The sequence below is a fragment of the Pusillibacter faecalis genome (assembly GCF_018408705.1).
Lineage (GTDB): Bacteria > Bacillota > Clostridia > Oscillospirales > Oscillospiraceae > Oscillibacter > Oscillibacter faecalis.
Genome location: NZ_AP023420.1, coordinates 1,858,555 through 1,885,023 on the forward strand (window position 1 = coordinate 1,858,555; position 26,469 = coordinate 1,885,023).

A 26,469-nucleotide genomic window follows, 5' to 3' on the forward strand; every position below is an offset into this window, starting at 1 on the left:
GGGAAACTGGTTGATGAAAAATTGAACTTTGGAGAAGTCGCCTAGTTGGTCGAGGGCGCATGATTGGAAATCATGTAGGCCCCTAAAGGGTCTCGAGGGTTCGAATCCCTCCTTCTCCGCCACGTCAGAGCAAGCGTCATTATCGCTTGCTCTGACTTATTTTATAAGTCAGAGCGCGCTCGCGCCGCTGCGCCTCCTTTCCAAATCACGACTGTTGTCAGGGAGGCGTTGGATGGTTGTCCCTGACAGCTGAACCCCTGTAACCGCAATGGTTACAGGGGCTGTTTTCTTGCTTGCCTAGTATTAGGTGGGATAAGCTGGGCGGATACAGGCGGACCCGGCAAGCCCTTGTAAAGATGATATTCGTTGAAACTGTTGTCTGCGGTGCAATTTGAGTCCCGCCTTCTTCTCCACGTTGGAGGGATCTCCTGCCGTTGCTCCTTTTCCATTGCAACCGCTTCACTGGGGTGAATTTGGGCTGGGAACCTGTAACCCTTGCTTTTTTGGGCCTATCCAGGATCGGTGGCTCTCTGTTTCATATAATGTCCTTTTGCAGGAGGATTTAGCCGGGCAGGGAATTTTTTGCTTTCGAACCGCATATGCTCCGCTGAACAGCGGTTCAGTTTGGGATATCAGTTTAAAAATCTCTGCCTTACAGTCATCCATACCTGCCAAAACAAAGACCGGATGGCAGAAACAATTCGCCTTTGTTTGACGGCTCATTCCACGTTTTGACACTTAGCGTCCTTGGCGGAAGCTACTTCCGCCTATCCCGGCAGGCCGATGAGTTGGTTAGACGCAGTCTCCAATTTGAACTTATTTCCGCTCTACTGCTTTTGAACGCGTTATCAAGAACGGGAGGGTGAGGATTACTGTCTTAACCCATGCGGACAGGCATCCTCTGGTGATTTTCTTTCGTTTTTGGAGAAAGACCTCATGTTTTTGGCTGTGGACATGTCTGTTTGAATGTGCTAATCTTAAAATGAAGAAAAATGGTGAAATTAACCATGGATAGCCGTGCAAAAGTACTATATAGAGCAGATGATCTGCAACAACTGCTGGTACTGATCAGAACTGCTGTGCAGAATTTCAAAAGACATCAACCTATGGGTAGATGTCAGCACATGCGGTTGATACAAGGATAGATAGAAAAAACTAGCGGCTCTTCCCGAGGCGATTTGACCAAGCATAAAAACAGTTGAGCCGGAGAATGGAGGCCATCCGCTTGCCGCCTCAGCTTGCGATCCGGGCTCTACAAAAAAGAGCGAAGCAAAAAAGCGTTTCACAGGACTCGGCAGGTAATGAGGCCAGCGAATCTTTAAGCGGGAGGTTGCGGAGATGAGCCAAAGCTATAATCCCTTTTATAATATTGAAAACCCCCAGTTAATGGGATATGAGTATGCGTGGAGCAGCTTTATGCGTGGGCAGGGGCTGAACAATGCGATTATCTCCCAGGAAATCGGACAATCGTGGGAACGGTGCAGGAACGGCCGCATTCAGATGAATTTCAAAGGAAATACATCAAACACGCCCGGGGAGGCACCAAACACGCAGGAGACATTTTTAAAGCAGACAGGCGGCAAGATGATTGCAGACATTTTGGAGGCGTGGGATAATGACTGCTTCTATGGAATCATCACGGACGCACATGGAAAAAAGCTGTTCGGAATGAGCAATACCCACCGAAACTTTTCTAAAAAATTGGAGAAGGTTGGTGAGATTGAAGATTTTTCTGAAGGCTGTGCCGGAACGAACTGCTTCTCCCTGGTCTCAGAGACCTGCCGCCCATTTGCTACCGCGGGGGCGCAGCATTATTTTGAATGCTTCCACGGACTTGCAGGCTATGCAGCACCGATCTTTTCCGCAAATTATCAGATGATTGGCATGGTTGGCTTCTACACCATTGCGGAGAGAATGGATGAGTATATCCTTTCCTTTGCGGTCGCCGTGGAGCGCGCGATTGAAAACAGCCTGCGCTGGTTTCGCAGTCAGGCGCTGGTGGAAAAGGAGACGGAAGAAAAGCAGCTCATTCTTGACACAGTTTCAGATGGGGTTGTTTACGTCAGTGACAGCGGGCGTATCACCCACAACAATCGAAAGCTCACTGAACTCCTGAGAATGAAAAATGACTCTCTCATCGGTAAGGACATCAGTTTTATCATTACCAGCCCGCCAGTAGAGGAACTGAAAAAATATCCCTTCAGTTCCCAGTACTCCAAGTGTGATAATAAGGTCAGCATCAATAACACCTTGGGCGAGAGCTGTCAGTGTTTTTTTAATAAGTACCAGATAGCTGAGCATGAAGCCGACCGAAATAGCGAAATCTGGGTCTTTACGATCTATTCCGATATCAAAAAGCTGGCCAAAAAGCTGTATACAGGCAACACCAGCCGGTACACCTTTCAGGACATCAAAAGCCGGTCTGAGTCCATGAGAATGGTCATTGAACTGGCGAAGAAGGCTTCGAGCTTTCAAGTCAGCACCATCATTGAGGGAGAGAGCGGAAGCGGCAAAGAGATGCTTGCCCAAGCAATTCACAGTGAGGGACCCCGGAAGGCCGGCCCATTTATTGCGGTGGATTGCGGCGCCCTGCCCAGCGGACTTTTGGAAAGTGAGCTCTTTGGCTACGAGGAGGGGGCCTATACTGGGGCCAGACGGGGCGGAAAACAGGGCAAATTTGAAATGGCGAACAAAGGCGTTTTGTTTTTGGACGAGATTACCAATATGCCTTTAGACATGCAGGCAAAGCTCCTGCGGGTATTGCAGGAACGGCAGGCTGTCCGGATTGGGGGGAGTGATCCGATTGCATTTGATGTTCAGGTCATTGCCGCTACGAATAAGGATATTATCTCGGAGATTGAACGGAAAAATTTCCGTCTGGACCTCTTTTACAGACTGAATATCATTCACATTAAAATTCCGGCGCTCAAAGAGCGAAAAGATGATATTGATCTGTTTATCCGGTATTTTATGAATAAGTTTAATCCAAAGGGGGATATGCGGATTCATCCGGATGCCATTCAGATTCTGAGAAAGTACGATTGGCCAGGGAATGTACGCCAGCTGGAGAACGTCATAGAGCGCATGGTAATCATTGCGGATACCAGGATCATCGGCAGGGAATGCATTCCGGATGAAATTCTGAAATCTGTAGGAGAACCTGTGGGAATTTCTGTGGACCTGAACCGTGATGAAACGCTGGAGGATCTGTGCAGGCTTTATGTGTACAAGACGGTGGAACGGTATGGCGGCAATATTCGGCGGGCGGCGGATGCTTTGGGGATCAGCCGCGCTACGGTATACAAGTACCTGAAGACCATGGGCAAACCGGATTAAGGTGGGAGAAACGATATGAAACTACCGGAGGACGGATTCGATCTGGCTGTTGTGAATGGAACGATCATTGATGTGGTCCGCCAGTCCTTTGCACAGGTGAACCTCGGAATACGAGACGGAAAAATTGCCGCAATTACAAGCAGCCCCCTGGAAGCGCGGGAAGTGATTGACGCAAGGGGCAGGTATGTCTCGCCTGGATTTATTGATTTCCACTCTCATGTGGACGGGAACGCATATGCGGCGGAGTGCATTGTCAGGCAGGGCGGAACCACCACGCTGGGAGGGGAGAGGAGCCTGAACGGGAAGACCATTCGGAATATTGCCGAAGAGGGATTTATCATCAATCATGGTTTTTTTGTCTCCCAATCCTTCGCCCTGCGGGACGCGGTGGGAATCAAGAGTATTTATGAGCCGGCCGAGGAGCGGGAAATCGGAGCCATGGTGGATCTGGCGGCCCGGTTTATGGAGTCTGGTGCCTGTGGCATTTGCTTTTCTTTGGAGCTGATTCCAGGGGTATCCAGTAAAGAGCTCTTTGAAATCACCAAGGTTGCAAAAGCGTATCACAAGCCAGTGACCATCCATTTGCGAAAGGACGGACGAGAGGCGCTAGAGACCTTGGATGAGATTTTTGAATTGGCGGCAAAGACAGAGGCCAGCATTCACTTGCTGGAATTGATGTATATGGTCGGCATGGCGGGGACCATGCCAAAAGCACTGGAGTTGATTGATCAGGCCCGGCGGAGCGGGCTGGATATCACTGCGGATAGCGGCGTATACGACGCATATACCGTGTGCATTGGAACGGGCGTTTTTGATCCGGGCTGGCAGAGTGGGTATCTCGGCAAGAGCTATCAGGACCTGGTGATCAGCTCTGGAATTCATCTGGGGGAGACCTGCAGTGAGCCGTTATTTCGGCACCTGCGGGAGAATAGTCCATCTACCCTGATCACTGCGTTCGTGGGGGACAGCGACGCGGTAGCAATGGCGCTTCAAAAGGATTATGTATATGTTTCTACCAACGCATCTGATGGTCCTTGTTACCCGATGGCTGGCTCCCCGGAGATGGCAGGGACCTATCCACGATTGATCGGACGCTTTGTCAGAGAACAGGGAGAGCTGTCTTTGATGGAGGCGATCCGGAAAATCACAATTTTGCCGGCTTTGCGATTCGGACTGAAAGATATTGGCAGCTTAGAGATGGGGAAAAACGCCGACATGGTCATTTTTGATTACGATACCATCATGGACCGGGCGGATTATGTGACGCGGGGAAACCCCGACGAGGCTCCGGACGGGATATCCTGGGTGATTGTCAATGGGCATGTTGTGGTACGGGATGGAACGCTCTTGCCAGAGAACAAGCATGGACTTTATATTAAAGTTTAACAATCTTTCTAAAAATATTTACATATTGATTGGATATATTAGATATTTTTGCGGAAATGTATATAAATTTTACACTATTGTAAGAATGGCTAAAATTTATACATGTAAATTTTGGCCGCCGGCTGCTGAGCATATTCCAGGGACTGCTTGGCAGCCTTTTTCCATCGGCAGATTCAATAGCTTTTTTGGAATAGAAGCAGCGAATCCAACAATCTTTTAGCCCATACATGGTGTCTTGGATGGTTACACTTTGAGTTGGCATAAAATTTGCTATATTAGTAGGCCATCTTATAAAAGGAGGCATCTGTCATGGGAGTTTCACCGTTTACCTTTCAATTAGCCACACGGATTGAGTTTGGCGAGGGATACCTCACCCGGGCCGGAGCGGAGGCCAAAAAGCTGGGAATTACAAAAGCGATGGTCATTGCAGACAAGGGCATTATTGCGTGCGGAATTGTAAAGCCGATCGAGGAGTCTTTAAAAGCAGAGCACGTGGATTATGTTATCTACGACCAGATCGTTCCAAACCCCCGAGATGTCCACTGTATTGCCGGTGCGGAATTTGCTAAGGAGCATCAGGTGGACGGCATGATCGCCATCGGAGGCGGCAGCTCCATGGACACGGCTAAGGCCGTGGGCACCCTGCTGGCAAACGGCGGCAACATCCGGACCTGGGCGGCCCCCGCCCTGCTGGAGAACCCGATTATCCCCCTGATTGCCGTCCCCACCACAGCCGGCACCGGCAGTGAGGTGACATTTGACGCGGTGATCACGGACACAGAGGCCCACGAAAAACTGAATATTTTGGATTTGAAGATTGCCCCGAAGGTGGCGCTTGTGGACCCGAATGTTCTGCAGGGACTTCCAGAAAAAGTGATGGCGTCTACGGGTGTGGACGCACTCATTCACGCTTTGGAGGCGTACACCTGTAAGGCGGCGTCCCCGGTTACGGACGCATTCGCACTGTACGCCATTGACCTCATCGGTGCAAATATCCGGGAGGCAGTCTACCAGCGGACGAAGGACTCCTGCGCAGCCATGATGCTGGGAAGCACCATGGCGGGCGTGGCGTTCGGCTACTCTGACGTGGCTGCGATCCACTGCATTGCAGAGGCTCTGGGCGGACGCTATGATACCCCCCACGGTGTTTCCAACGCCATGGTGCTGACGACCGTGACGGAATTCAACATTCCCAGTAATATGAAAAAATACGCCGAGGTCGCCCGGCATCTTGGCGTGGATACCACTGGCATGACCACAGAAGAGGCAGCTTACAGCTGCGTGGATGCGATGAAGTCGATCTGTGAAGACGTCAAGATTCCGAAGATGCGGGATTTTGATGTGATTGACCCCAAGGATTTTCAGGCCCTGGCAGAGGCATCCTTCCGGAACATGTCCACTCCTAATAATCCCAGAGAGCTTACAGTGCAGGACTTCTATGACCTGCTGATGAAGGCGTACAACGCCTGAAACACAGGTATCTGTCGGCATGGCGGCGGCGCCTGTCTGCCGCCCACCGTTAGAGGGAGAGACCCCTTTCTATAAAAAACTGCAAAAAGGGAGAAAACTATGAGTAATGAACACACGAAACTGAAAAGGGCTCTGGGCTTTTCAGCCTCCTATGGCGCCGCCGTGGGCTTGGTTGTATCCGGAACGGCCATGTTCTCTGTCAGCAGCGTGGCGGCCTCCGCCGGACACGCGACGTTTATTTCCGCCGCCATTGGTATGATTCCCATGATGGTGGCCGCCTTTGCTTTTGGTGAGCTGACGGCCATGATTCCTGGCGGCGGCATGGTCTCCGACTACACCTCGCCCGCTCTGGGCCGTTTCTGGGCAACCTTTGCCGTTTTGAGCGGCTACGTGATGCTGATTGCCTGCGATGGCGGAACGCAGCTGGTCATGGGTGGCCTCACCTTGGAGGAGGTCTCCGGCATTCCACAGTGGGCGGTCAGTCTGACGCTGCTGGCCATTGCCTTGCTGGTAAATATTTTTGATGTGGGTATGTATGGAAAAGTAGAGGGCGTTGTCACCATCATTATGATGATTATCTACTTTGCCATGGCGATCCTGGGCGCTGCGGGTACCGGTGAGGCCATGGGCGCTGCAGTGGCCATCCCGGAAAACGCCGGTTTCCTGCCGGAGGGCGGCTGGAGCGCCGTGTTTGGCTCCGTAGGGACAGCGGTCTGGTTCTTCATCGGTTTTGAATTCGCCTGTCCCATGGCAGAGGAGAATAAGAAGCCCTACAAGAATATCCCCTATGCCTTGATTTCCGGCCTGATCACCATTTACATTGTGGACGTGATTTTCACATATGGCGCGGTCAAGTACACGGATTTAAGCGTGATGGCGGCCTCCGCCACGCCCCAGGTGGATGCCTCTGTGGCAATGCTGGGCCAGGTGGGCGGCATGACCATGAGCATCCTGACCATCCTGGCCTCTTTCACCACCGCCAACGCCTATATGGCGGCACTGCCGCGGATGCTGTACGGCATGGCTCGGGAGAATTTGGTGCCCAAGTTTTTTGGAAACCTCCATCCCAAGTATCGGGTGCCCATGTGGGGACTGGTGTTCACGGTGTTTTTGATGCTGCTGACCACCGTCTACATCACGATACAGGGCGGCAGCTCCGATGTGATCACCATGTTCATCAACATGGCCTGCATTACCTGGCTGGTCACTTACTGCATCGCGATGATCGATGTGCTGGTGCTGCGGAAAAAGTATCCCGATTTCCCGCGGCTATGGAAGGCGCCAGCCGCCAAAATCGTGATGCCCATCGGCATCCTTGGCGCCGTCTATGCGATTTCTACCCTGGCGTATGTACTCCCCCAGGCTTGTGTTGTCATGGCCATTGTGGCGATCTATGCCTTTGTCTGGAATAAGGCCCACAAGATCCCCGTTAATGAGACTGTTCCGCTGGAGACTTACGTGAACCGGGTGCGGGAGCGCTCCGAATATTTGCCCGTTTGGGATGAAGCCGTGGTGGAGTGGATGAATCAGCGCGCTTCGACCCAGAAGTCAAGCAGCCATGACTGAGCAGAACGGAGAGAGTGCAAATGAACATGACCATCCGGCGATCTCCGAACCGAAACAACCATAAGGCCAGAAATTCCAGTGTGTCCCGGCGAGTGGACAAGAGCCTAGGATATGTGGCGGATCAGATGGCCTTTGCCTTGGGGAGCCACTGTGCAGGCCAGGAGTCGCAGCTGTTGTGCAGACGGCTTGCGCTGCGGGAGCTGCGATATCTGCCGTATCTGGAGCTCAAATACCATTTTGAGAACCGGCTGATGGCCATCTCTTACAACTTGGAATTGAGCACGGAGATTCCAACCGGCTCCCAGTTTCAGGAGTGGGGGACCTGCAGCTTCACCGTCCGGCAGCAGGGAAGGGAGGCACAGTGGATTTACCTCTCCGGCAAAGAGGGACCGGAGCTGGACAGTACGCTGGAGCGGCTGAATCATCCCCTGATCAGGGAACGCATTCGTTCTTTGGAGCTGCGGGAGATTCAGGTGTCTCATACACAAGGTGGCAGTTGGAAGATATCCTGCGAGAGCATGATTGGTTCTGCGACCTGGATATTGGTTCCGCCGGTGGTGAACCTTATCAAACCCAGCGAGGGGGAGTACCTTCGCTTTGTGGAATTTTTTGAACTGGTTGCCGATGCGGTAGCCAACAATGTCTGAGCGGCCGTCTTGGAACGGACCGTCCATTAAAACAATTAAAAGAAATGGAGGAAGAAGGATGACAATTCAGGAATATGTGGAGAGAGGCCGGGAGGCCATGGAAGCGATCAAGGATTACGACCAGGCGCAGACCGACAAACTGGTGTACGAGGCGGCGAAGATCATCTATCAGCATGCTGCTGAACTGGCCCGGGAGGCCGTGGACGAGACAGGGCTGGGGTACTATGAGGACAAGATCTGCAAGAATACGGACACGCCGGCGGCGTTTTGGGCATACCTGAGGGATAAGAAGTCCGTGGGGATCATCAGCGAGAACAAGGAGACGGGGATTATCGAGGTGGCGCACCCTGTGGGTGTGATCGCGTGCGTGACACCGGCGACGAACCCAAATGTGACCCCGCTGGGGAACTTCATGGACGCGGTGAAGGGGAAGAACGCGATCATCGTCTCTCCCGCGCCCCGTGCGGCGAAGTCCACCACCCACACGGTGGAGCTGATCCGGGAGGCAATGGTGAAGTGCGGCGCCCCGGCCGACCTGATCCAGGTGCTGAGCGAAGTGACGCTGGCGAACTCCCAGGCGCTGATGGAGGCGTGCGACCTGGTGATCGCCACCGGCGGCAGCGGGATGGTGAAGGCGGCGTACTCCAGCGGAACGCCGGCGTACGGCGTGGGCCCCGGGAACCCGCCGGTGGTTCTGGACCGTGGGTATGACCTGAAGGAAGCGGCGAAGATGACGGTGACGGCAGTGGGGAGCGACAACGGCATCCTGTGCGACGGGGACAACCTGCTGCTCTATCCCCAGGAGGAAGAGGAGAAGTTCTTCCAGGCACTGAAGGACGAGGGCGTGGTGCTGTTTGAGGACAAGGCGGACGTGGAGAAGTTCGGGGCCGTGCTGTTCCATGACGGGCATCCGGTGCCGGAGCTGGTGGGAAAAGACGCGCCGGTGATTGCGAAGGCGGCGGGCTTTGACATTCCGAAGGACACAAAGGTCATGGGCTTGAAGATCGACGCGGTGGGGAAGGCGAATGTGCTGAACAAGGAGATCATGGGTCCCATTGTGGTGCTGAAGGGGTATGAGAGCTTTGAGGAGGCCGTGGCGATGGCGATCCAGAACATGGAGGAGGCCGGTGGCATCGGGCACACGGCGGGTATCTTCAGCAATGACCGCAAGCATATTGAGTACTATGGCGAGCGGATTCCTGTGGCGCGGGTACTGGTGAACCAGCCGACTCCGGACGCATGGGGCCCGAGCACGAACGGGCTGAGTCCGGCGGTGTCTGAGAGCTGCGGCACGTGGGGGAATAACATTCTGTGCGAGAACGTGGACTACATCCACCTCATCAACGTCTCGAAGATTGCTCTGCCCCTGGATGTTCAGGTCCCCAGCCCCGAGGAGCTCTTCAAGGACTGAGCCGCCTCAGGGCCTGCATAAAGTATTTTGAAAGGGAGAGTAGAGGCATCCTCTACTCTCCCTGCTTTTTAGAAAATAAAAAATGGAAGCTGTTCGGAAACTGTCATTTCATGAAGAACCAGGTCATCCGAGCTGGTTCTTCGTTTTGCGCTTCCAATCGAAACAGCCAAGAAGCGGCGTTTTTCTGGATGCTTATACAGAAAACGCTTAACTGGCGTTCGGACTGGATTTTATGGATGGTCAGCTTTGCGGGGAAACATTCGCCTTCTAATTCATCAGAGCATCCCGCTGCTGTTTCGGGAAGGAAATACGCTTAAAAACCCAAACCGCATTCACTGCGGAAGGGAGCTCACCATGCCGCGGGCACAGTCGACGCTGACCATCATGCCATCTTGCAGGTGGCGGGTGGCCCCGGAAGCTCCCACAATCACGGGAATATCCAGAGTGAGGCCAATCGTGGCGGTGTGGCCATCTCCACTGGCCTCCTCACTGATGACGGCGGCTGCCTGACGGACATAGGGCAGGAGGTCGTTTGTGGTATAGGGAACCACCAGCACACTGCCGGGACGAAATTTGTCTGCGACTTCCTCCAGCGTATGACAGACGCACAGGGGACCCACGGCCTTTTTATCTCCGATTCCGATGGCATTCAGCAGGGAGCCGCCCACTTGCCGGACACGGATCATATTGGTGGTGCCGGAGACCCCCACCGGCACACCGGCGGTGACGACCACCAGATCACCCTGTTTTACCAGCGCTGCCTCCTCAGCGGCCTGAACAGCAAACTCCACCAATTCGTCTGTACTGGAGGCACGAGGCATGGTCAGCGGCACCACACCCCAGTACAGAGCCATCTGCCGTTGTACCTGAGGGTCCATCAGCAGGGCTGCCACAGTGGTTCCGGGACGAAAGCGGCTGACCAGGCGAGCGGTGGTGCCGCTCTTGCTGACCGTGAGAATCGCGTCAGCACCAATGTCCATGGCAGTGGTGCACGCGGCATGGGCAGTGGCCGCGGCAATCGAGAGCCGGCCCTGGTTTGCCATGTTGCGCATTCGTTTAGCATAATTGATGTCTGACTCAGTCCGCTGCGCGATGGCATCCATGGTTTGGATGGCCTCCACCGGATATTTGCCCGCCGCTGTCTCACCGGAGAGCATGATAGCGGAAGTCCCATCATAGATAGCGTTGGCCACATCGGTAATTTCCGCCCGGGTGGGGCGGGGGTGTTCCATCATGGAGTCCAGCATCTGTGTGGCAGTAATCACGGGTTTCCCGCAGGCCACGCACTGTGCGATAATCTCCTTTTGGATGATGGGGATTTCGGTGAAGTCAATCTCCACGCCCATGTCGCCTCTGGCCACCATGATGCCGTCCGCAGCGGCCAGAATGTCCGCCACATTACTGACGCCCTCTTGATTTTCAATTTTTGCAATGATCTGGATGCTGGAATTCTGCTGGTCCAGCAGGCGGCGAATCTCCCGCACATCGGCGGCGGTGCGGACAAAGCTGGCGGCAATATAGTCAAAGCCCTGCTGGACGCCAAAGAGAATATCCTCCCGGTCCCGCTGGCTCATGTAAGGCATGGACAGCCGCACATTGGGCACATTAACGCCCTTGCGGTCCTTCATCACACCGTCGTTTTCCACCCGGCAGCGGATCGCCGTAGGAAGCGTTTCCAGCACGGTTAGCCGTACCAGGCCGTCATCCAGCAAAATGGTGTCTCCGGCTCTGACATCCTGCGGCAGATCGCTGTAGGTGATGGCACAGCGGTCCTGGTCGCCCACAATATTCTCTGTAGTGAGTGTGAATTCCTGGCCAGTCCGCAGCTGAATACTTCCCGCGGCAAAGGTCTTCAAACGAATTTCCGGGCCGCGGGTGTCCAGCATGGCTGCCACTGGCAGCTGCAGCTCCTCCCGCAGAACCTTGAGCGCATCCAGCCGCCCCTTGTGCTCCTCGTGGCTTCCGTGTGAGAAATTAAAGCGGGCCACATTCATGCCAGCCAGCAGCATTTCCCGGAGGATGCCGTCCCGATCCGTTGCAGGACCCAGGGTACAGACAATTTTTGTTTTCCGCATCCAAGTAACCGCCTTTCCTTAGAAAATCGTTTGCGTTATGGATGCATTGTATCACAGCTTTCCAAAATAAGAAAGACACATTCTGTAAAAACATCCGCTTTTCTTTTCCCTTCACACGATCTCCCCAGCGTCTGGGGAAAGACAGGGCCAGACAAGGTGTGATTCAAACGATGACATCCATCCTGAGGTCGCTTTGACATATGGGCATGCGGTATTGGCCGATCAAGGTTTTTTCGATCGGGGCAATGTGATCTCTCCTGGCACATATTGCGGGGAACAGGAGGCATATGCTTTGGTGGGCGCTTTGCAAATCTAGAGAAACAGAGCCCCGGCATCTGCCGGGGCTCCGCGTGTATGGGAAGCATTAGAGTGTGCTGTTTCGTGCCACTCCGTTTTCCATATCCCTGAGGTCTCCGCTGCGGTTGCGGGCGCGGACCTTGTTGTTCTGGGCATTTCCGGTGACATCATTCAGGGCGTTTTCCGCATCCTGAACGGCGTCGTTCACACCCTGCTCCGCATCGTCTAAAAGCGAGTCATCCTTGTTGGTGTTGTTCTTATCGCCGTTATCAGTGGCGTTGTTACCGGTCAGGCCGTCGTTGGCGGTGCTGCCGTTGTTTCCAACGGTATCGTCGCCCACTACGGCGCTGTCCTGGTTGCCCTGATCCTGCTTTTTATCGTTGCCGCAGGCAGTCAGGCCGAAGACCACCAGCAAAGAGGCCAGCAAGAGCGCCAGACTTCTTTTCACACTTGTCTCCTCCTTTTGCGCGGGTTGAAATGCGCGATACCCACGTCTGCTATTGTCTCCGAAAGAAGTCAGTTCAGCCGAGGAATTTTTTTGAAAAAGGACTTGCAATTTAAAAAATGTGTGTTATTATTAATAAAAAGAATCATTACTATTAAGGAGGGGCCTATGGAACGGCGCCGCTACTCCCAGCAAAGAGAACGCATTTATCAAGCGGTGATGGCGTCCAAGGAGCATCCTACTGCCCAGATGGTATATGATGGACTGCGACAAGAGCTGCCCCAGCTGAGCCTCGGCACGGTTTACCGAAATTTGCATCAGCTTGCGCAGGAGGGCTGTCTTCAGGAGTTGGAGGGGCCGATGGCGCGGTTCGATGGCGTTTTGCAGCCTCACAGCCATATTCGCTGTGATTGCTGCGGCGCTCTGGCAGATGCCGCACCTGCCTATGATGCTGCGCTGGACCAGGGCCGTGTTGCAGCAGGGTGGACGGTTCGCGGCCATGACCTGGTTTTTCACGGAGTTTGTCCCGCATGTGCGGAAAAAAGATAAAGATATTGAAAGGGGAACGTGTGTATGGAACTCAAGGGAAGCAAGACAGAGGCAAATCTGTGGATCGCGTTTGCAGGGGAGTCTCAGGCCCGGAACAAGTATGACTATTTTGCCAGCGCGGCAAAGAAGGAGGGCTATGAGCAGATTGCGGCGATCTTTCAGGAGACGGCTCTGAACGAAAAAGAACACGCCAAGCTGTGGTTTAAGGCACTCAATGGCATTGGTGACACAGCAGCGAACCTGGTGGCGGCCGCCGCAGGTGAGCATGAGGAGTGGACCAATATGTACGCTGAGATGGCCCGCACTGCCGAGGAAGAGGGCTTCTTGGCCCTGGCCGCGCAGTTTGAGGGTGTGGGCAAGATTGAAAAGACCCATGAAGAGCGCTATTTGAAGCTTTTGGATAACCTGAAAAAGGGTGAGGTTTTCCGGAAGGGCGAAAAGGTCATGTGGTTCTGCCGCAACTGCGGCCATGTGGAGATCGCGGAGTCCGCACCGGCCGTATGCCCGGTGTGCAAGCATCCCCAGGCTTATTTCCAGATCAAGGCCCAGAATTATTAAGCTCTCCCACTCCATCCGGGAGGGAGCGGACGCCTGTGCCGCTCCCTCTGCTTTTTTGAAAAAATATGGAAGACAGGGCGGGCGGCAGCGTACGTTCCATATTTGCTTTACATAGATGGACTAAACTTACAAAAGCATTTTTGGGCGGGGGACATTTCTCGTGAATGTTTGTGAAAATCGTGGTTGACGCAGAGACAAAAAGCGGGTATGATGGTACTATCGGAATTTAGCTTTGCCATATTGCTAAAACTGATTTGGTGTAAAGGAGAGCTGTCTATGTATACACAGGAGATCACTGTCAACAACGAGGTAGGCCTGCATGCCAGACCCGCTACTTTCTTTATTCAGAAGGCCAATGAATTCAAAAGCGGTATCTGGGTGGAGAAGGAGGACCGCCGCGTCAATGCCAAGAGTCTGCTGGGTGTTTTGTCATTGGGCATTGTGAAAGGCACCACCATCACCCTGATTGCGGATGGCTCTGACGAGAAAGAAGCTGTGGCTGCCCTGGTGGAGCTGGTACAGGACAATTTCGGTGAATAAGACAAGCCATGAAAAAAGCGGCTCCAACAGGGGTCGCTTTTTCTGTTGTGCAAGTTTCGGTGATATACTACTGTGAGACAGGCGCTGGAAGAAGGGGTGTCTGGCTGCGGCTGAAAGCAAACAGGCTGCATGTGTGGCCGGCGTGACTGTCTGCGCCGGCTTTTTCAGAACCTGCCCTGCCAGCGGCAGCACCGTTTTTCCAGAGGAGAGGGCGGCCTTTTGGCATACGGCGGATCGCTTAGATTTTACGAAGGAGGAATGCCCATGACCCGCGAGGAGTTAAAGGAAAAGGCTGCCGATCTCCCCCTGGCGCCAGGAGTCTATCTTATGATGGATAAGATGGGCAAGGTCATTTATGTGGGCAAGGCGAAGAAACTGAAAAACCGGGTCAGCCAATACTTTCAGGACAGCGCATCCCACACGGTCAAAACCCGCCAGATGGTATCTCAGATTGACCACTTTGACACAATTTTCGTCTCCAGCGAGTTTGAAGCCCTGGTGCTGGAGAACTCTCTGATTAAGCGCCATATGCCGCGCTACAATATTCTGCTGAAGGATGACAAAGGATACCCCTTCGTCCGCCTCTCCAGAGAGACCTATCCTCGTTTCACGATGGTCAGCAGATACGCGAACGACAGCGCCAGGTATTTCGGTCCCTTCGGCGGACGGTTCGAGACCCGGCAGGCCCTGGACGCAGTGCTCTCCGCCCTGCGCCTGCCCACCTGCAGCCGGAAATTTCCCCGGGATATCGGCACAGAGCGGCCATGCCTCAATTTCCATATGGGCCGGTGCGACGGCTTCTGCCGCCCGGAGATGAGCGCCGGGGAGTACAACCGCCGCATCCAGCAGGCGGTGCAGCTGCTGGAGGGCAGGAGCAAGCAGCTCCTGCGGGAGATGACCGCCGAAATGGAAGCGGAGGCGGAGGCGCTGCACTTTGAGCAGGCCGCGGCGCTGAGGGATCGCATCCATGCCATCGGAGCCCTATCCAAGAAGCAGACGGTCATCGCCGGCCTCTGCGCCGACACGGATATCTGGGGGCTGTACCGGGGTGCAGGCAAGTGCTGTTACGCCATTTTACACATGGAAAACGGCAACCTGGCAGGCCGGGAGACAGAGCTGTTCGATGCACCTATGGAGGAGACGGAAGAAGAGATGCTCTCCACCCTGACGGCTCAGTTCTACCTGCCCCGGGCGGTGCTGCCTCACGAGATTCTGCTCCCGATCGATACCGGTGAGTGCGAGGAGCTCTCTGAAGTGCTCACCAAGCGGGCGGGACACAGGGTGTGGGTCCACGTACCCCAGCGGGGTGAGAAGGCGGAGCTGCGGATGATGGCCCAGCGAAACGCCGCAGAGGAGGCGGAGCGGGCCACCAGCGCCGAGGAGCGGGTAGCCTACACCCTGACGCTGCTGGAGAAGATGCTGAACCTGCCCGCGCCGCCAAGGCGCATGGAGTCCTTTGATATTTCTAACACCGGCAGGAGCGATATCGTGGCCTCCATGGTGGTGTACAGCGGCGTCCGGCCACTGAAATCCGCCTACCGCCGGTTCCGAATTCAGTCCCTGGAGGGGCATCCCGACGACTACGCCTCTATGCAGGAGGTGCTGCGCCGCAGACTCCAACGGGCCGCAGACGGGGATGAGAAATTTCTGCCCCTGCCGGACGTGTTTTTGATCGACGGCGGCGAGACCCATGCTAAGGCCGCGCTGATGGTAGCGGAAGAGTTTGGGATCACCATACCAATCTTTGGCATGGTGAAAGACGACCGCCACAGGACCCGGGCGCTGGTGACGCCGGAGGGCGAGGAAATTGGCATTGCAGGCAACCAGGCGGTATTTTCCCTGATCGGGCAGATTCAGGAGGAGACCCACCGTTTTGCCATCACCTATCACCACGAGAGCCACAGTAAAAGCGCCACCCGTTCCGTGCTGGACGGCATCCCCGGAGTGGGTCCTAAGCGGCGGGAGGCTTTGCGCAAACATTTCAGCACCATCCGGGCTATCCGGGAGGCAGACGTGGATACCCTGGCGGCGGTGGTGCCCCGGGACACGGCGGAGGCGGTTTGGCGGCATTTTCACGAGAAATGAGATAGCTTATGCTCTGGACGTGGATTCCCGGGCTTGGGGAAGCCTTTACTGCAAGAGACCAGGGGAGGGAGCTGCGGCTCCCTCCCCTGGGTGGTTTTTAAATTTTTACGGGTTCCGCCGCTTAGAGAGGACTTGGCCCACCCGAATAAACGCCCAAAGCGCAAGGAAAATTATAACGAAACGCCCCATCAGTGCCTGCCACACCGGGGGGAATCCGGGCTCCCCATAGGGAAACCCCACACTGCCGCTCAAAAACAGCATGGCGGTGAGAATCAGGGCCCCCGGAAGCGCCCGCAGAGCCGCATGGTTCCGGGACAGAGCATGGTCCACCCCCAGGAATGCCAGCAGGCAGACAAAATCAATCACAAAAATTTTGATAAGCTGCACCCATATTGGCGGGGGCACAGAGTCACCGAATGGATAGCGCACGCCGCCAAAAAACGCGATTCCAGCAAGAATCAGGGCACCCAGAAACGCCCGCGCGGCCGTCTGATCGTCTTTCATAAAAACGCCCCCATGAAGCCGGTGCAAAGCTTCAGTCTCCCGTATTGATTCTTCCAGTATGGAACTATTTTATAGAAAATTGCCTGGAAAGTCAACTCCACCCTGCCGGTTTGAAACGGCTTCAAAAAGTATGAAGCCGTTCCTGGGAAAACCGGTAATCATCTGTTGGCGGTGTGTCTATAGAAACGAAAACGGGGGAGGGACTTGGGCCCTCCCCCATCTGACTCAGGATTCTGCCGGCAGCTGAAAGGTGAACCAGGCCGCCTTGTCGTCATAGTGCTCGTTGGGCACCCAGAAAGCCGTCCGGTCCGTCAAGTTATAAACAACGCTGTGCACTGTGCAGCTGTTGGCGTCGTCGTTATTCCAGGAGCGCCTGCCCACACTGGCGAGAATGTCCATGGCGGCCTGCTCGTCGGCCACCACGCCGTCCGTTTTGGAAAGCTCTTCACAGAGTTTTTCGTAACGGTCGTAGCCAGAACGGTGCTCAGCCTCGCCGTAGTATCCGGGCTGGATGATAAAGTTTGTGATCCATTGATAGTCCGCCGCCGCCTCGGCCTGCCCGATGTAGTCGTCGCTATCGTTGTAAGTGACCACCAGCTCCCGGGCGGAGCCGTCATTGTCAGTGGCGTCCGTCCCGTTCACCCACTCAAGAATGGCGCTGCGGCCGCTGGCATCCGCTACCATGTAGTGATAGGAGGTCATGGCCGAATCATGGAGGTCATAGGAGGCGGCGATCTCCACCGCCTCCTCCACGTTGTCAGCGTAGTCCAGAATCAAGCGCAGCAGCGTGGTAGAGGTCAGGTCGGGCCGGTCGGTGTTCTGATCTGTGGCCACGGCCTCCGCCCCCTGATAGGACATGTAGATGCCGCAGCTCACACCGGCATCATTCATACCATCCAAAGGCGTGTAGGGCGCGGCGAGACAGGTGATTTTGTCCATCAGGCCCTCAAGGTCCGCGTCCACGCCAATGCCCAGGAACTGCAGGTCCGTGGTGGAGATGGTGGCGTGGCGGTCTCCGCCGCCTTCAGTAAAGACCAAGCAGGTATTGGTCTTGGAGAAGTCGTAGTTCCGGCCAAAGAGCCGATCCCCCTCCGGGGTTTGCGCGGTGAAGGAGGAACAGGCAATCTCCGGAGCGCTGATGCCCATGTCCAAGAGCCCTTTGGTGATGTGGGAGGTAATAAAGGCGATCAGCTCGCTGTCACTTTGGACGCCGCCCTGCTCTAAAAATTCCTCCAGATAGAACCCGCCGCTGACCTCCATCTTGTAGACGGACCCGTCCAGGTGGGTGTCATCCCGGGTACGAATCTGCTCTAGACTCATAAGGGTAGAAAGCTCATGGTGCCAGATGGCATATACGGCGATGCTCAGAACCAGAGCAAGACCGATCAGAAGGGCCGTGATGCCCAAAAGGAGACGCCGCAGAGGGCGTCTGGTTTTGGTGGATTCCATGCTTTGATAACTCCTCTCAGAATATAACCGATGGTTCGCCGGAAAGAAGCTCACCGCAGAAACAGCCGCAGCAGCTTCTCGTACCGCCCCCGGTTGTAGGGCTGGTAGCGCATGGGCAGGTCCATCCAGGTCTTTTTGTCCACCATGCTTTTGCGGTGGGAGAAGGCCTCGAAGCCCGCCCGGCCGTGGTAGGCCCCCATGCCGCTCTCCCCCACGCCGCCAAAGCCCATCTCGCTGGTGGCCAGATGGATGATGGTGTCGTTGACGCATCCGCCGCCATAGGCGCAGCGCTCCATGACGGCGCGGATGCGGGCGCGGTTCTCAGAGAAGAGATACAGCGCCAGAGGTTTTGGCCGGACAGCCAGCAGGGGATAGATATCCTCGAAGGAATCGACGGTCAGGACCGGCAAGATTGGCCCGAAGATCTCCTCCTGCATCACCGGGTCCTCCCAGGTGACGGCGTCCATCACCGTGGGGGCGATTTGTAACGTCTCCCGGCAAATCTCTCCACCGTGGACAATTTTGGACTGATCCAGCAGGCCGCACAGCCGGTCAAAGTGTTTTTCGTTGACGATATGCCCATAGTCGGGATTTGAAAGAGGAGGGTCCCCGTACTGAAGGCGAATCTGGGTTTGCAGCTCAGCTACCAGGGCGTCTTTTATGGACGCCTCACAGAGAATATAGTCCGGCGCCACGCAAGTCTGGCCGCAGTTGAGATATTTTCCAAAAACAATCCGCTTCGCGGCCAGGCGGAGGTTCGCGGTGCAGTCCACGATGCAGGGACTCTTGCCACCCAGCTCCAGCACAGTGGGGGTCAGATGTTCCGCCGCGCGGCGCAGCACCTCCCGCCCCACGCTCTGACTGCCGGTGAAAAAGATGAGGTCATACTTTTTTTCCAGGAGCGCGGCGTTCTCCGCCCGCCCGCCAGTGACCACCGTCACATACTCCGGGGGAAAGCACTCTGTGAGCAGCTCGTCAATGACTTGGCTTGTGGCGGGAGAATAGGCGCTGGGCTTGACGATGGCCGTGTTGCCCGCGGCGATAGCGTCCGCCAGTGGGTCCAAGGTCAAAAGAAGGGGGTAGTTCCAGGGGCTCATAATCAACACGTTCCCATAAGGGGAGGGCGAGAGATAGCTGGACGCGGCGAACTGGGCCAAGGGCGTGGGGACATGCCGCCGCTTGGCAAAGCGCCGGGTGTGACGGATGAGGTAGCCGAGCTCGCTCAGCACCAGCCCGATTTCGCACATGTAACCCTCGTAGCCGCTCTTGCCGAGGTCTGCGGTCAGGGCCTTGCTGATATCGGGCTCCCGACGGCGGACAGTCTCCCGCAGCCGCTGGAGCATGGCAATCCGGAACTCCACCGGGAGAGTTGCCCCGCTTAAAAAGTACTGGCGCTGGCTCTCAAGGAGCTGGTCAATGGCTTTGGCGTCCATAGCTTCCTCCGATCTGCAGCTTTATAGTAGAAGACCTCCAGAGCTTCCGCGTCCAGAAGCCTGGGCACGGGATAGAGGGGGTTGGCTTCCTTTGCGGCGTATTGGGCCAGATGGGGGATATCCTCCTCCCGGATGCCCTCCAGCGTCTGGGGAATGTTCATGCGCTGGTTCATCTGTCGGATGGCCTCAATGAATTTTATAGCACCTGCGGCGAGGGAGTCAGCCGGAGAGCAGACGCCTGCCGCCACCGCCAGATCATGGAGCTTGCGGTAGATGCAGGGGCCGTAGACCTCCAAGACGATGGGCAGCAGCACGGCGTTGGCAAGGCCGTGGGGAATGTTGTACCGCCCGCCCAGCGAGTGGGCCACCGCGTGGACATAGCCCACATAGGACTTGGAAAAGGATCGCCCCGCCAGAAATGCCGCCGTCAGCATGTGCTCCCGGGCTTGGATGTTATTCCCATGTTCATAGGCGTTCTCCAGGTTTTCAAAGATCAGCCGGACGGCCTCCAGCGCATCGGCTCGGGTGGAGGCCGTGGTAGAGCGGCCGATGTAGGCCTCCACCGCGTGGGTCAGGGCATCCATGCCGGTTGTGGCAGTCATGGCGGGAGGCAGGCTCCGGGTGTTCTCCACGTCCAGCACCGCCACCCTGGGGATCAGGGGAAAGTCGTTGATGGGAAACTTGTGGCCGCTCTCACTGTCCGTGATGACGGAGGCCAGCGTGACCTCACTGCCGGTGCCCGCCGTGGTGGGGACCGCGATCAGCAGCGGGATGCGCCGCAGCACCCGCAGAATCCCTTTCATACTGCGGATGGGTGTTTTCGGTCGCGCGATCCGCGCGCCTACCGCTTTGGCGCAGTCAATGGCGGAGCCGCCGCCAAAGCCGATCAGGGCGCCGCAGCTCTCCTTCAAATAGAGCGCGCGGGCCTCCTCCACATTCTGAATGGTGGGATTGGAGACGGTCCTGCTGTAAACTGTGCATCGGATGTTTTGTTCCGCCAGGTGCCGCTCCAATGGCTCGGTCATACCCAGAGCATAGAGGGGACCGTCGGTGATCAGCAGTACGTGGTCCACGCCGTTTTGCCGCAGCTCTGCCGGCACCTCCGCCACGGTCCGCAGAATTTTAGGGTCCCGGTAAGGAAGAAAGGGGATCGCCAGCCGCAGCACTGACTGAAAGATGCGGCAATAGAGTTGATGGAAAGGATTCATCTTACTTCACCTCTTTTCAGCACAGCGTGTGCTGAAAAATTTTATGGGCCGACTTTTTATAATTTCAGCACACACTGTGCTGAAATTACAAAGAAACCGCCCCCTCACGGAGCATCGGGGACAGGCCGCAGCCCATCCAGCAAAATACCGAAGCTATATTTGAAGGCCGCCGCGGCTTGCGCCACCGGCAGCTTCCGGCCCAGCGCATCAGCGTTGAAGCCGCGGATGAAGCACCAGATGGAGTAGCTCATGATGTCCGAATCCACGTCCCGAAGATAGCCCCGGGCCTTACCAAATTCAATGAGACGCTTGATCTCCTCTGTCCACCAGGCATAGTTGTCGTGGGAGACAGAGTCGCTCTCAAAGACGTACTGGCTGAACTGCCGTTTGCATTCGTAGGACATGACCAGCGTGTTCTCCACGATGTCCAATACCTGCTGGAAGAAGTCCTGCTCCGGATCGAACTTCGCAACAAGGCTCTCCCGGATTTTCAGGACGGTGTTGGCGTACACAATGTCCAGCACTTCGGCGGCGTTGTGGAAGCGGTTGTAAAAGACCCGGTTGCTGATTCCCAGCGCCCGCAGGATGCTCCGTACCGTGACGCTCTCCGCGCCCGATGTGCGGGCAATCTGCTCTGCAGCCGCGATGATTCTCCGAGACATCTCGTCGGAAATGAGATCCATGGCAGTCTCCCCAATCCGCATTATTTTTTTAGATGCGTTGGCAAGTATATCACAGCACAGCCGGTTTGCCAAGGCACAAAAGAGGAATTTTCCGCCGCTTTTTCCAGGCGTTTTACAGTAAATATGATGAAAAGCAGCCGTGAGGTGTCAGTGGAACGGGAAATTTCTTAATCTGCGGTGCCAGAGGGCTGTAAGCCGTCCCAGCGCCACGTCCAGCAGCAGGAATGTGAGATTCGCCAGCACCAGCATCATCACCGTCAGCACCGGTGAGAGGCCCGCCAGGTCGGTGGCGGGCCCCATGAGCTTTAGCAGCAGGCCGTATAGCAGGGCGATCAGCGCACTGCACAGGAGGACCTTGGCTGCCAGCCGTGTCAGGGGAGAAGTCATGCGGGCGATGCGGGGACGCAGAATTGGGTACCAGCCAAAAAAGAGCATGACCATCGCCATCTCCCGGTCCGCAGCCAGCAGTAGTGCCAACAGGGATGTTGCGGCCCAGGCGATTCCCGCCGCCCGTGGACCGCATTCCTCTAAAACCGGCAGCAACGCCGCCATAGCCAGCACCGGCGCGCAGAAAGTCGCCAGAGGGAGCAGCCCCCCCCAGCAGCAGAATGACCACGGCCAGAGCGGTCAGCATCCCGCACAGGGCCATCCGGCGGCTGGCGTTCATTCGGGAATCTCCTGATAACGCAGCTTATAGTAGCTCCAGCACCGCCACTGACGCAGAGAATCCTCCAGCGCGTCGGGCACAGCACCAGCGTCCAGGGGAGAAACTGTGCTGCCGTCAGCGAGCACACAGGTCTGTTTCTGCACCACCGGCGATACGCGGCGCAGCGCATTCAAGAAGGCAAACCAAGGCGTCTCCTCCCCGCGGCCCGTCAGTTCCAGCACCGCCGCGCCGAGGAAGCTGGCAGAGATCGTCTCCGGCAGGTCCAGGGCTTCCACCGCCGCATCCCAGTCCAGGGTTTCTGCCGCCGCATCGTTGGCCCAAATCACATAGGGGGTCTCATAGGAGCGCAAGGCGTCCCAATCTGCCTCCTGGGTCAGTCCCAGAGCCTGATAACCTAGTTGGTTGTCCCCCAGATAGGGCAGATGGTCTCCGAAGTATACCAGCACCACCGGCTCCTCTTGCGCGGAAAAGGTATCTACCAAGCGGCCCAGCATGGCGTCGGCGTCCCGGACGCCCTCCGCGTAAACCCGCAGCATGGTCTCCACCTCATCCGAGACGGAGATCGTCAGGGGCACCGGCGGGAATTCATAACCCTCGCCGTATTTGTCGGCGGTATAGGACATGTGGTTCTGGATGGTGGTGGTGTAGTGGAACAGCAGCTCCCCGGCGGAGACGGCCGAATCCAGTTCATTGGTGATGAGGTCCGACATGTAGTCATCCGTGACCCAGCGGCCCTTGTATTCGACGGCCTCCATCTCATCGGCAAAGAGGGTGCGCTCCGCGCCCAGCCAGCGGTAGACATTCTCCCGGTTGTAAAACCAGTCGTCGCCGGGGTGGAAAAAAGAGGTGGCGTAGCCGTCAGCGTCAAAGACCCGGAACAGGCTCTCCAGATTCCGGTTCACCACCCGGAAAGAAGAGGTGGTGGACGCGGAGAGAGCATTGGTCTGTATGCCGGTGAGCACGTCGAACTCCGTGTTGGCGGTGCCGCCGGCAAATCCGGGAACCACCAGATGCCCGGAGAGGGCGTGGGGGTCTGCCTCCAGCGCATGGAGGTTTGAAAGAGGGTCGTCCTCTTCCCCATAGTCAAACGCCGGGGAGTCGGTGAGGTCGGAGAAGGCCTCGTTCATCACCATGACCACATGGACGTCCTTGCCCTGGCCGGCTGTGGAGGGGGCGCTCTCCCAGGCCTCCGCCTCCGAGCGGGAAAAGCCCTCCGGCCTGTCTACGGGATAGGTGGTAAACTGGTGGCAGAAGCAGTAGGGAAAGCCCAGCTCATTGAACACGGAGGGGATATAGTAGGCGTTGGACACCCGGAAGGAATTGTAGAGATCGTTGGAGGCGTAGACCGTGACAATCAGCCCCGCCAACACTGCGATACTGGCGGCGCATCCCAGAAGCCGCCCCAGCCAGCCCCGCAGCCGCGCCAGGGGGAAGGGCTGTCCGCCGATGAAAACGCCCAGAGTCACCAGCAGCGCCGTGATGCCCACCACTACCGCGATGGCCGCCACTGGGTAGGAGATGGTGTAGCTGTTCATGGCCTGCCCCACCTCTTTGAGAAGAGCAAAGTCCCGGGGAAAAACCGGCTCGTCCCGAACCTCGATCTTGATCCGGTTGGCGATGGACAGGGCGCACACGAGAAAATTCGTGATTGCCGCGCCGAAGAACACATTTCGGAATAAACAAGCAAAAGCCAGCAGTACAAGGCCCACCGGCAGGGCGTTGAGCACAATCAGCAGCGGCTGGGCCCGGAAGACGGAGAGCACAGAGCGCAGAGCGTTGGGCTGGCACCACAGCGCCAGCAGCGTGATGCCCCCCGCCAGCAAAACCGCCGCCGTTAACGAGCCCCACAGCGGAAGGGAGAATTTTTGAAAACGTCTCAAAACAGGATGTCCTTTCCATTCAGATTAGCCTTTATTATATGGATTTTCCGCTAAAAAGCAAGAGGCGGGTGAAAGGAGAGGCCTGCACTGGGGGCTGAAAGTGGTGCAGAGCGGGGGAAAGGAAAAAGATGTGAAATTTTTGTAACGCGGTTGCAATTTGATAGAAAAATGGTATATTAAGTTCTGGTTCAGAAATTTTTTGTAAAGGATTTGATACCATGACGAAAATTGACATTATTTCTGGTTTTTTGGGCGCCGGCAAAACAACGCTCATCAAAAAGCTGCTGGCGGAGGCATTCCCGGGGGAGAAGCTGGTGCTCATCGAAAATGAGTTCGGTGAGATCAGCATTGACGGCGGCTTTTTGAAGGAGTCCGGCGTGCAGATCAGCGAGATGTCCGCCGGATGCATCTGCTGTTCTCTGGTGGGGGACTTCAACCAGGCCCTCAAGGATGTTCAGGCCCAGTTTCAGCCGGACCGGATTCTGATTGAGCCCTCCGGCGTTGGCAAGCTCAGCGATGTGATTGTGGCGGTGGAGAATACCGCCGCCGAGGTTCCGGATATGAAGCTGAACAGCTTCGTCACTGTGGCGGACGCCACAAAGGTCAAGGTCTATATGAAGAACTTTGGCGAGTTCTATAATAATCAGATTGAGTCTGCCGGGACGATTATCCTCTCCCGGACTCAGAAGCTCAGTCAGGAGAAATTGGAGGCCGCCGTTGCACTGCTGCGGGAGAAGAACGCCGGCGCCGCCATTCTCACAACGCCCTGGGACCAGCTGGACGGCAAAACCATCCTCTCCGCGATGGAGAAGGTCTCCCTGGCTGACGAGCTGCTTGCCAAAATGCGGGCAGAGCATGAGGCGGAGGAGGCTGAGCACCACCACGGCCATGAGGGCCACGAGGGGCACCATCATCATGACCACGACGGGCATGAGCACGAGCATGAGGAGCACCATCACGACGAGCATCATGATGGACACCACCATGACGGCCATGAGTGCGATGACCCCAACTGCGCGTGCCATCATCACCATCATCACGCCGATGAGGTGTTTACCTCCTGGGGCCGTGAGACGCCCAAGACCTTTACCAAAGCGGGCATTGAGCGGATTCTCTCCGAGCTGGACTCCGGAGAGTACGGCAAGATTTTGCGGGCCAAGGGCATTATCGGCGGCGAGGGCGGCGCCTGGATCGAATTTGACTATGTGCCGGAGGAGTATGAGGTCCGGGAGGGCCACCCTGATTACACCGGCCGGCTGTGTGTGATCGGCGCGGAGCTCAGCGAGGAAAAACTGGCGGAGCTCTTCGGCCTGTAATACCGGAAAGGGGTTTTCATTGCATGGATATTCCTGTTTATCTGGTGGCGGGCTTTCTGGACGCCGGCAAGACGGAGTTCATCAACGGCGTGCTGCAGGACGGCTTTGCACGGCAGGAGAGAACCCTCCTCATCTGCTGTGAGGAGGGGGAGCTGGAGTATGACCCCCGAGTACTGGAGAACGTGACAGTGGTCACGGTGGAGGACGAGGATGATTTGAAGTGCTCCCAGATGAAGACTTGGGAGAAGGAGTACCAGCCCAAGCAGGTGCTGATTGAATACAATGGCATGTGGCAGATGGAGCGTCTCTACCGGGAGGTGCTGCCCGCCAACTGGGTGCTCTATCAGATCATGACCTTTGTGAAAGCAGACACCTTTGAGGTTTACGCCAAGAACATGGGCCAGCTCATGATGGAAAAGATCACCAATGCGGATATGCTGGTGTTTAACCGCTGCACGGCAGAGCTGCGGGAGGCTCTGCGCAAACGCAACCTCCGTATGGTGAACCGCCGGGCAGACATTTACCTGGAAAACGAGGACGGCACCAGCGAGGACTACCTCACCGGAGACGAGTGTCCTTTTGATCTGGAACAGGACCTGATCGACATTCCGGACGATGATTTCGGCGTGTGGTATGTGGACGTCATGGACCACCCGGACCGCTGGGCGGGGAAAATGGTCCACATGAAACTCGTCATGTGCCACTCCAAGAAGTACCCCGGCATCCACTGTCCTGGCCGCTTCGCCATGGTCTGCTGCGAAAACGACGTGCAGTTCCTGGGGCTGATCGCCAAGGGTATGGGCCTGAGCCAGTATGAGAACCGGGACTGGATCGAGGTTACGGCCCGCATGGCGGTAGAGAAGCACGCCGCCTACAAGGGAAGAGGGCCGGTGATGCATGTGATCTCCATCGGTCCCTGCGAGAAGCCAACACAGGAGGTCGTCACCTTCTGAGAACAAGACCG

General features: G+C 56.2%; 21 protein-coding genes and 1 tRNA gene. 13 read left to right on the forward strand and 9 right to left on the reverse strand.

What is annotated here, in order from left to right; translation table 11 throughout:
• Window positions 1-30: 30 nt before the first annotated feature.
• The 7 genes from KJS55_RS09290 to KJS55_RS09320 all read left to right on the forward strand — a co-directional run bounded on the left by KJS55_RS09290 (window position 31) and on the right by KJS55_RS09320 (window position 9,816).
• Window positions 31-122: transfer RNA gene (locus KJS55_RS09290), tRNA-Ser, on the forward strand.
• 1,216 nt (window positions 123-1,338) lie between these two features.
• On the forward strand, window positions 1,339-3,336 hold the full coding sequence (locus KJS55_RS09295; RefSeq protein ID WP_187031608.1) for a sigma-54 interaction domain-containing protein: 1,998 nt from the start codon (window positions 1,339-1,341) through the stop codon (window positions 3,334-3,336).
• 15 nt (window positions 3,337-3,351) lie between these two features.
• Window positions 3,352-4,722, forward strand: a complete 1,371-nt coding sequence (locus KJS55_RS09300; protein ID WP_187031597.1) for an amidohydrolase family protein — start codon at window positions 3,352-3,354, stop codon at window positions 4,720-4,722.
• 309 nt (window positions 4,723-5,031) lie between these two features.
• Window positions 5,032-6,192: an iron-containing alcohol dehydrogenase gene (locus KJS55_RS09305; protein WP_187031599.1), complete on the forward strand. Its 1,161-nt coding sequence runs from the start codon at window positions 5,032-5,034 to the stop codon at window positions 6,190-6,192.
• A gap of 99 nt (window positions 6,193-6,291) precedes the next feature.
• Window positions 6,292-7,758 carry an APC family permease gene (locus KJS55_RS09310; RefSeq protein ID WP_213543217.1) on the forward strand — a complete coding sequence of 489 codons (1,467 nt, stop codon included), beginning with the start codon at window positions 6,292-6,294 and terminating at the stop codon, window positions 7,756-7,758.
• Between the two features lie 20 nt (window positions 7,759-7,778).
• Window positions 7,779-8,405 (forward strand): DUF3156 family protein, encoded by a 627-nt coding sequence (locus KJS55_RS09315; protein ID WP_213543218.1) that lies wholly within the window; start codon window positions 7,779-7,781, stop codon window positions 8,403-8,405.
• A gap of 58 nt (window positions 8,406-8,463) precedes the next feature.
• Entirely contained in the window at window positions 8,464-9,816 is a 1,353-nt protein-coding gene (locus tag KJS55_RS09320; RefSeq protein WP_213543219.1) for an aldehyde dehydrogenase family protein, read from the forward strand.
• 332 nt (window positions 9,817-10,148) lie between these two features.
• Here KJS55_RS09320 and pyk read toward each other — a convergent pair whose 3' ends face one another.
• Both pyk and KJS55_RS09330 read right to left on the reverse strand, forming a co-directional pair.
• A complete protein-coding gene (gene pyk, locus KJS55_RS09325) occupies window positions 10,149-11,891 on the reverse strand; it encodes a pyruvate kinase (RefSeq protein WP_187029168.1) in 1,743 nt (580 codons plus the stop codon).
• Window positions 11,892-12,255: 364 nt separating this feature from the next.
• On the reverse strand, window positions 12,256-12,636 hold the full coding sequence (locus KJS55_RS09330) for a hypothetical protein (RefSeq protein ID WP_187029170.1): 381 nt from the start codon (window positions 12,634-12,636) through the stop codon (window positions 12,256-12,258).
• A gap of 165 nt (window positions 12,637-12,801) precedes the next feature.
• Between KJS55_RS09330 and KJS55_RS09335 the strand changes: the two genes are divergently transcribed.
• The 4 genes from KJS55_RS09335 (at window position 12,802) to uvrC (ending at window position 16,365) form a co-directional block, all read left to right on the forward strand.
• Complete coding sequence (locus KJS55_RS09335; protein WP_187029172.1) at window positions 12,802-13,182, forward strand: Fur family transcriptional regulator; 381 nt, start codon at window positions 12,802-12,804, stop codon at window positions 13,180-13,182.
• Window positions 13,183-13,206: 24 nt separating this feature from the next.
• Complete coding sequence (gene rbr / locus KJS55_RS09340; RefSeq protein ID WP_187029174.1) at window positions 13,207-13,740, forward strand: rubrerythrin; 534 nt, start codon at window positions 13,207-13,209, stop codon at window positions 13,738-13,740.
• 276 nt (window positions 13,741-14,016) lie between these two features.
• Window positions 14,017-14,280, forward strand: a complete 264-nt coding sequence (locus KJS55_RS09345; protein ID WP_187029176.1) for an HPr family phosphocarrier protein — start codon at window positions 14,017-14,019, stop codon at window positions 14,278-14,280.
• A 264-nt stretch (window positions 14,281-14,544) separates the two neighbouring features.
• A complete protein-coding gene (gene uvrC / locus KJS55_RS09350; RefSeq protein WP_213543220.1) occupies window positions 14,545-16,365 on the forward strand; it encodes an excinuclease ABC subunit UvrC in 1,821 nt (606 codons plus the stop codon).
• A 105-nt stretch (window positions 16,366-16,470) separates the two neighbouring features.
• Here the strand turns inward: uvrC and KJS55_RS09355 are convergent, their stop codons facing one another.
• The 7 genes from KJS55_RS09355 to KJS55_RS09385 all read right to left on the reverse strand — a co-directional run bounded on the left by KJS55_RS09355 (window position 16,471) and on the right by KJS55_RS09385 (window position 24,189).
• On the reverse strand, window positions 16,471-16,869 hold the full coding sequence (locus KJS55_RS09355; RefSeq protein ID WP_187029180.1) for a hypothetical protein: 399 nt from the start codon (window positions 16,867-16,869) through the stop codon (window positions 16,471-16,473).
• Window positions 16,870-17,094: 225 nt separating this feature from the next.
• On the reverse strand, window positions 17,095-18,318 hold the full coding sequence (locus KJS55_RS09360) for a linear amide C-N hydrolase (RefSeq protein WP_213543221.1): 1,224 nt from the start codon (window positions 18,316-18,318) through the stop codon (window positions 17,095-17,097).
• A gap of 50 nt (window positions 18,319-18,368) precedes the next feature.
• Window positions 18,369-19,751 carry an aldehyde dehydrogenase gene (locus tag KJS55_RS09365; protein ID WP_213543222.1) on the reverse strand — a complete coding sequence of 461 codons (1,383 nt, stop codon included), beginning with the start codon at window positions 19,749-19,751 and terminating at the stop codon, window positions 18,369-18,371.
• Complete coding sequence (locus KJS55_RS09370) at window positions 19,697-20,959, reverse strand: iron-containing alcohol dehydrogenase (protein ID WP_213543223.1); 1,263 nt, start codon at window positions 20,957-20,959, stop codon at window positions 19,697-19,699. Before KJS55_RS09370 ends, KJS55_RS09365 begins: the two co-directional genes overlap by 55 nt.
• A gap of 104 nt (window positions 20,960-21,063) precedes the next feature.
• Window positions 21,064-21,642 (reverse strand): TetR/AcrR family transcriptional regulator, encoded by a 579-nt coding sequence (locus KJS55_RS09375; RefSeq protein ID WP_187029188.1) that lies wholly within the window; start codon window positions 21,640-21,642, stop codon window positions 21,064-21,066.
• 147 nt (window positions 21,643-21,789) lie between these two features.
• Window positions 21,790-22,194 carry a hypothetical protein gene (locus tag KJS55_RS09380; protein ID WP_213543224.1) on the reverse strand — a complete coding sequence of 135 codons (405 nt, stop codon included), beginning with the start codon at window positions 22,192-22,194 and terminating at the stop codon, window positions 21,790-21,792.
• Window positions 22,195-22,305: 111 nt separating this feature from the next.
• Complete coding sequence (locus KJS55_RS09385; RefSeq protein ID WP_213543225.1) at window positions 22,306-24,189, reverse strand: LTA synthase family protein; 1,884 nt, start codon at window positions 24,187-24,189, stop codon at window positions 22,306-22,308.
• Between the two features lie 218 nt (window positions 24,190-24,407).
• On the opposite strand from KJS55_RS09385, the gene KJS55_RS09390 reads away from it, so the two are divergent.
• The gene (locus tag KJS55_RS09390; protein ID WP_213543226.1) at window positions 24,408-25,505 is read left to right on the forward strand and encodes a CobW family GTP-binding protein; all 1,098 of its coding nucleotides are present in this window, start codon (window positions 24,408-24,410) and stop codon (window positions 25,503-25,505) included.
• A 23-nt stretch (window positions 25,506-25,528) separates the two neighbouring features.
• The gene (locus KJS55_RS09395; protein WP_213543227.1) at window positions 25,529-26,458 is read left to right on the forward strand and encodes a TIGR03943 family putative permease subunit; all 930 of its coding nucleotides are present in this window, start codon (window positions 25,529-25,531) and stop codon (window positions 26,456-26,458) included.
• Window positions 26,459-26,469: the final 11 nt, after the last annotated feature.

Bases quoted from the DNA above. Each gene is read 5' to 3' on its own strand.
- KJS55_RS09390 (WP_213543226.1), top strand. From the start codon at position 24,408: ATGACGAAAATTGACATTATTTCTGGTTTTTTGGGCGCCGGCAAAACA.
- KJS55_RS09380 (WP_213543224.1), bottom strand. From the start codon at position 22,194: ATGGCGGCGTTGCTGCCGGTTTTAGAGGAATGCGGTCCACGGGCGGCG.
- KJS55_RS09360 (WP_213543221.1), bottom strand. From the start codon at position 18,318: ATGGAATCCACCAAAACCAGACGCCCTCTGCGGCGTCTCCTTTTGGGC.
- KJS55_RS09370 (WP_213543223.1), bottom strand. From the start codon at position 20,959: ATGAATCCTTTCCATCAACTCTATTGCCGCATCTTTCAGTCAGTGCTG.
- rbr (WP_187029174.1), top strand. From the start codon at position 13,207: ATGGAACTCAAGGGAAGCAAGACAGAGGCAAATCTGTGGATCGCGTTT.
- KJS55_RS09335 (WP_187029172.1), top strand. From the start codon at position 12,802: ATGGAACGGCGCCGCTACTCCCAGCAAAGAGAACGCATTTATCAAGCG.
- KJS55_RS09355 (WP_187029180.1), bottom strand. From the start codon at position 16,869: ATGAAAGACGATCAGACGGCCGCGCGGGCGTTTCTGGGTGCCCTGATT.
- uvrC (WP_213543220.1), top strand. From the start codon at position 14,545: ATGACCCGCGAGGAGTTAAAGGAAAAGGCTGCCGATCTCCCCCTGGCG.
- KJS55_RS09395 (WP_213543227.1), top strand. From the start codon at position 25,529: ATGGATATTCCTGTTTATCTGGTGGCGGGCTTTCTGGACGCCGGCAAG.
- KJS55_RS09320 (WP_213543219.1), top strand. From the start codon at position 8,464: ATGACAATTCAGGAATATGTGGAGAGAGGCCGGGAGGCCATGGAAGCG.
- KJS55_RS09345 (WP_187029176.1), top strand. From the start codon at position 14,017: ATGTATACACAGGAGATCACTGTCAACAACGAGGTAGGCCTGCATGCC.
- KJS55_RS09300 (WP_187031597.1), top strand. From the start codon at position 3,352: ATGAAACTACCGGAGGACGGATTCGATCTGGCTGTTGTGAATGGAACG.
- pyk (WP_187029168.1), bottom strand. From the start codon at position 11,891: ATGCGGAAAACAAAAATTGTCTGTACCCTGGGTCCTGCAACGGATCGG.
- KJS55_RS09310 (WP_213543217.1), top strand. From the start codon at position 6,292: ATGAGTAATGAACACACGAAACTGAAAAGGGCTCTGGGCTTTTCAGCC.
- KJS55_RS09315 (WP_213543218.1), top strand. From the start codon at position 7,779: ATGAACATGACCATCCGGCGATCTCCGAACCGAAACAACCATAAGGCC.
- KJS55_RS09375 (WP_187029188.1), bottom strand. From the start codon at position 21,642: ATGGATCTCATTTCCGACGAGATGTCTCGGAGAATCATCGCGGCTGCA.
- KJS55_RS09295 (WP_187031608.1), top strand. From the start codon at position 1,339: ATGAGCCAAAGCTATAATCCCTTTTATAATATTGAAAACCCCCAGTTA.
- KJS55_RS09365 (WP_213543222.1), bottom strand. From the start codon at position 19,751: ATGGACGCCAAAGCCATTGACCAGCTCCTTGAGAGCCAGCGCCAGTAC.
- KJS55_RS09305 (WP_187031599.1), top strand. From the start codon at position 5,032: ATGGGAGTTTCACCGTTTACCTTTCAATTAGCCACACGGATTGAGTTT.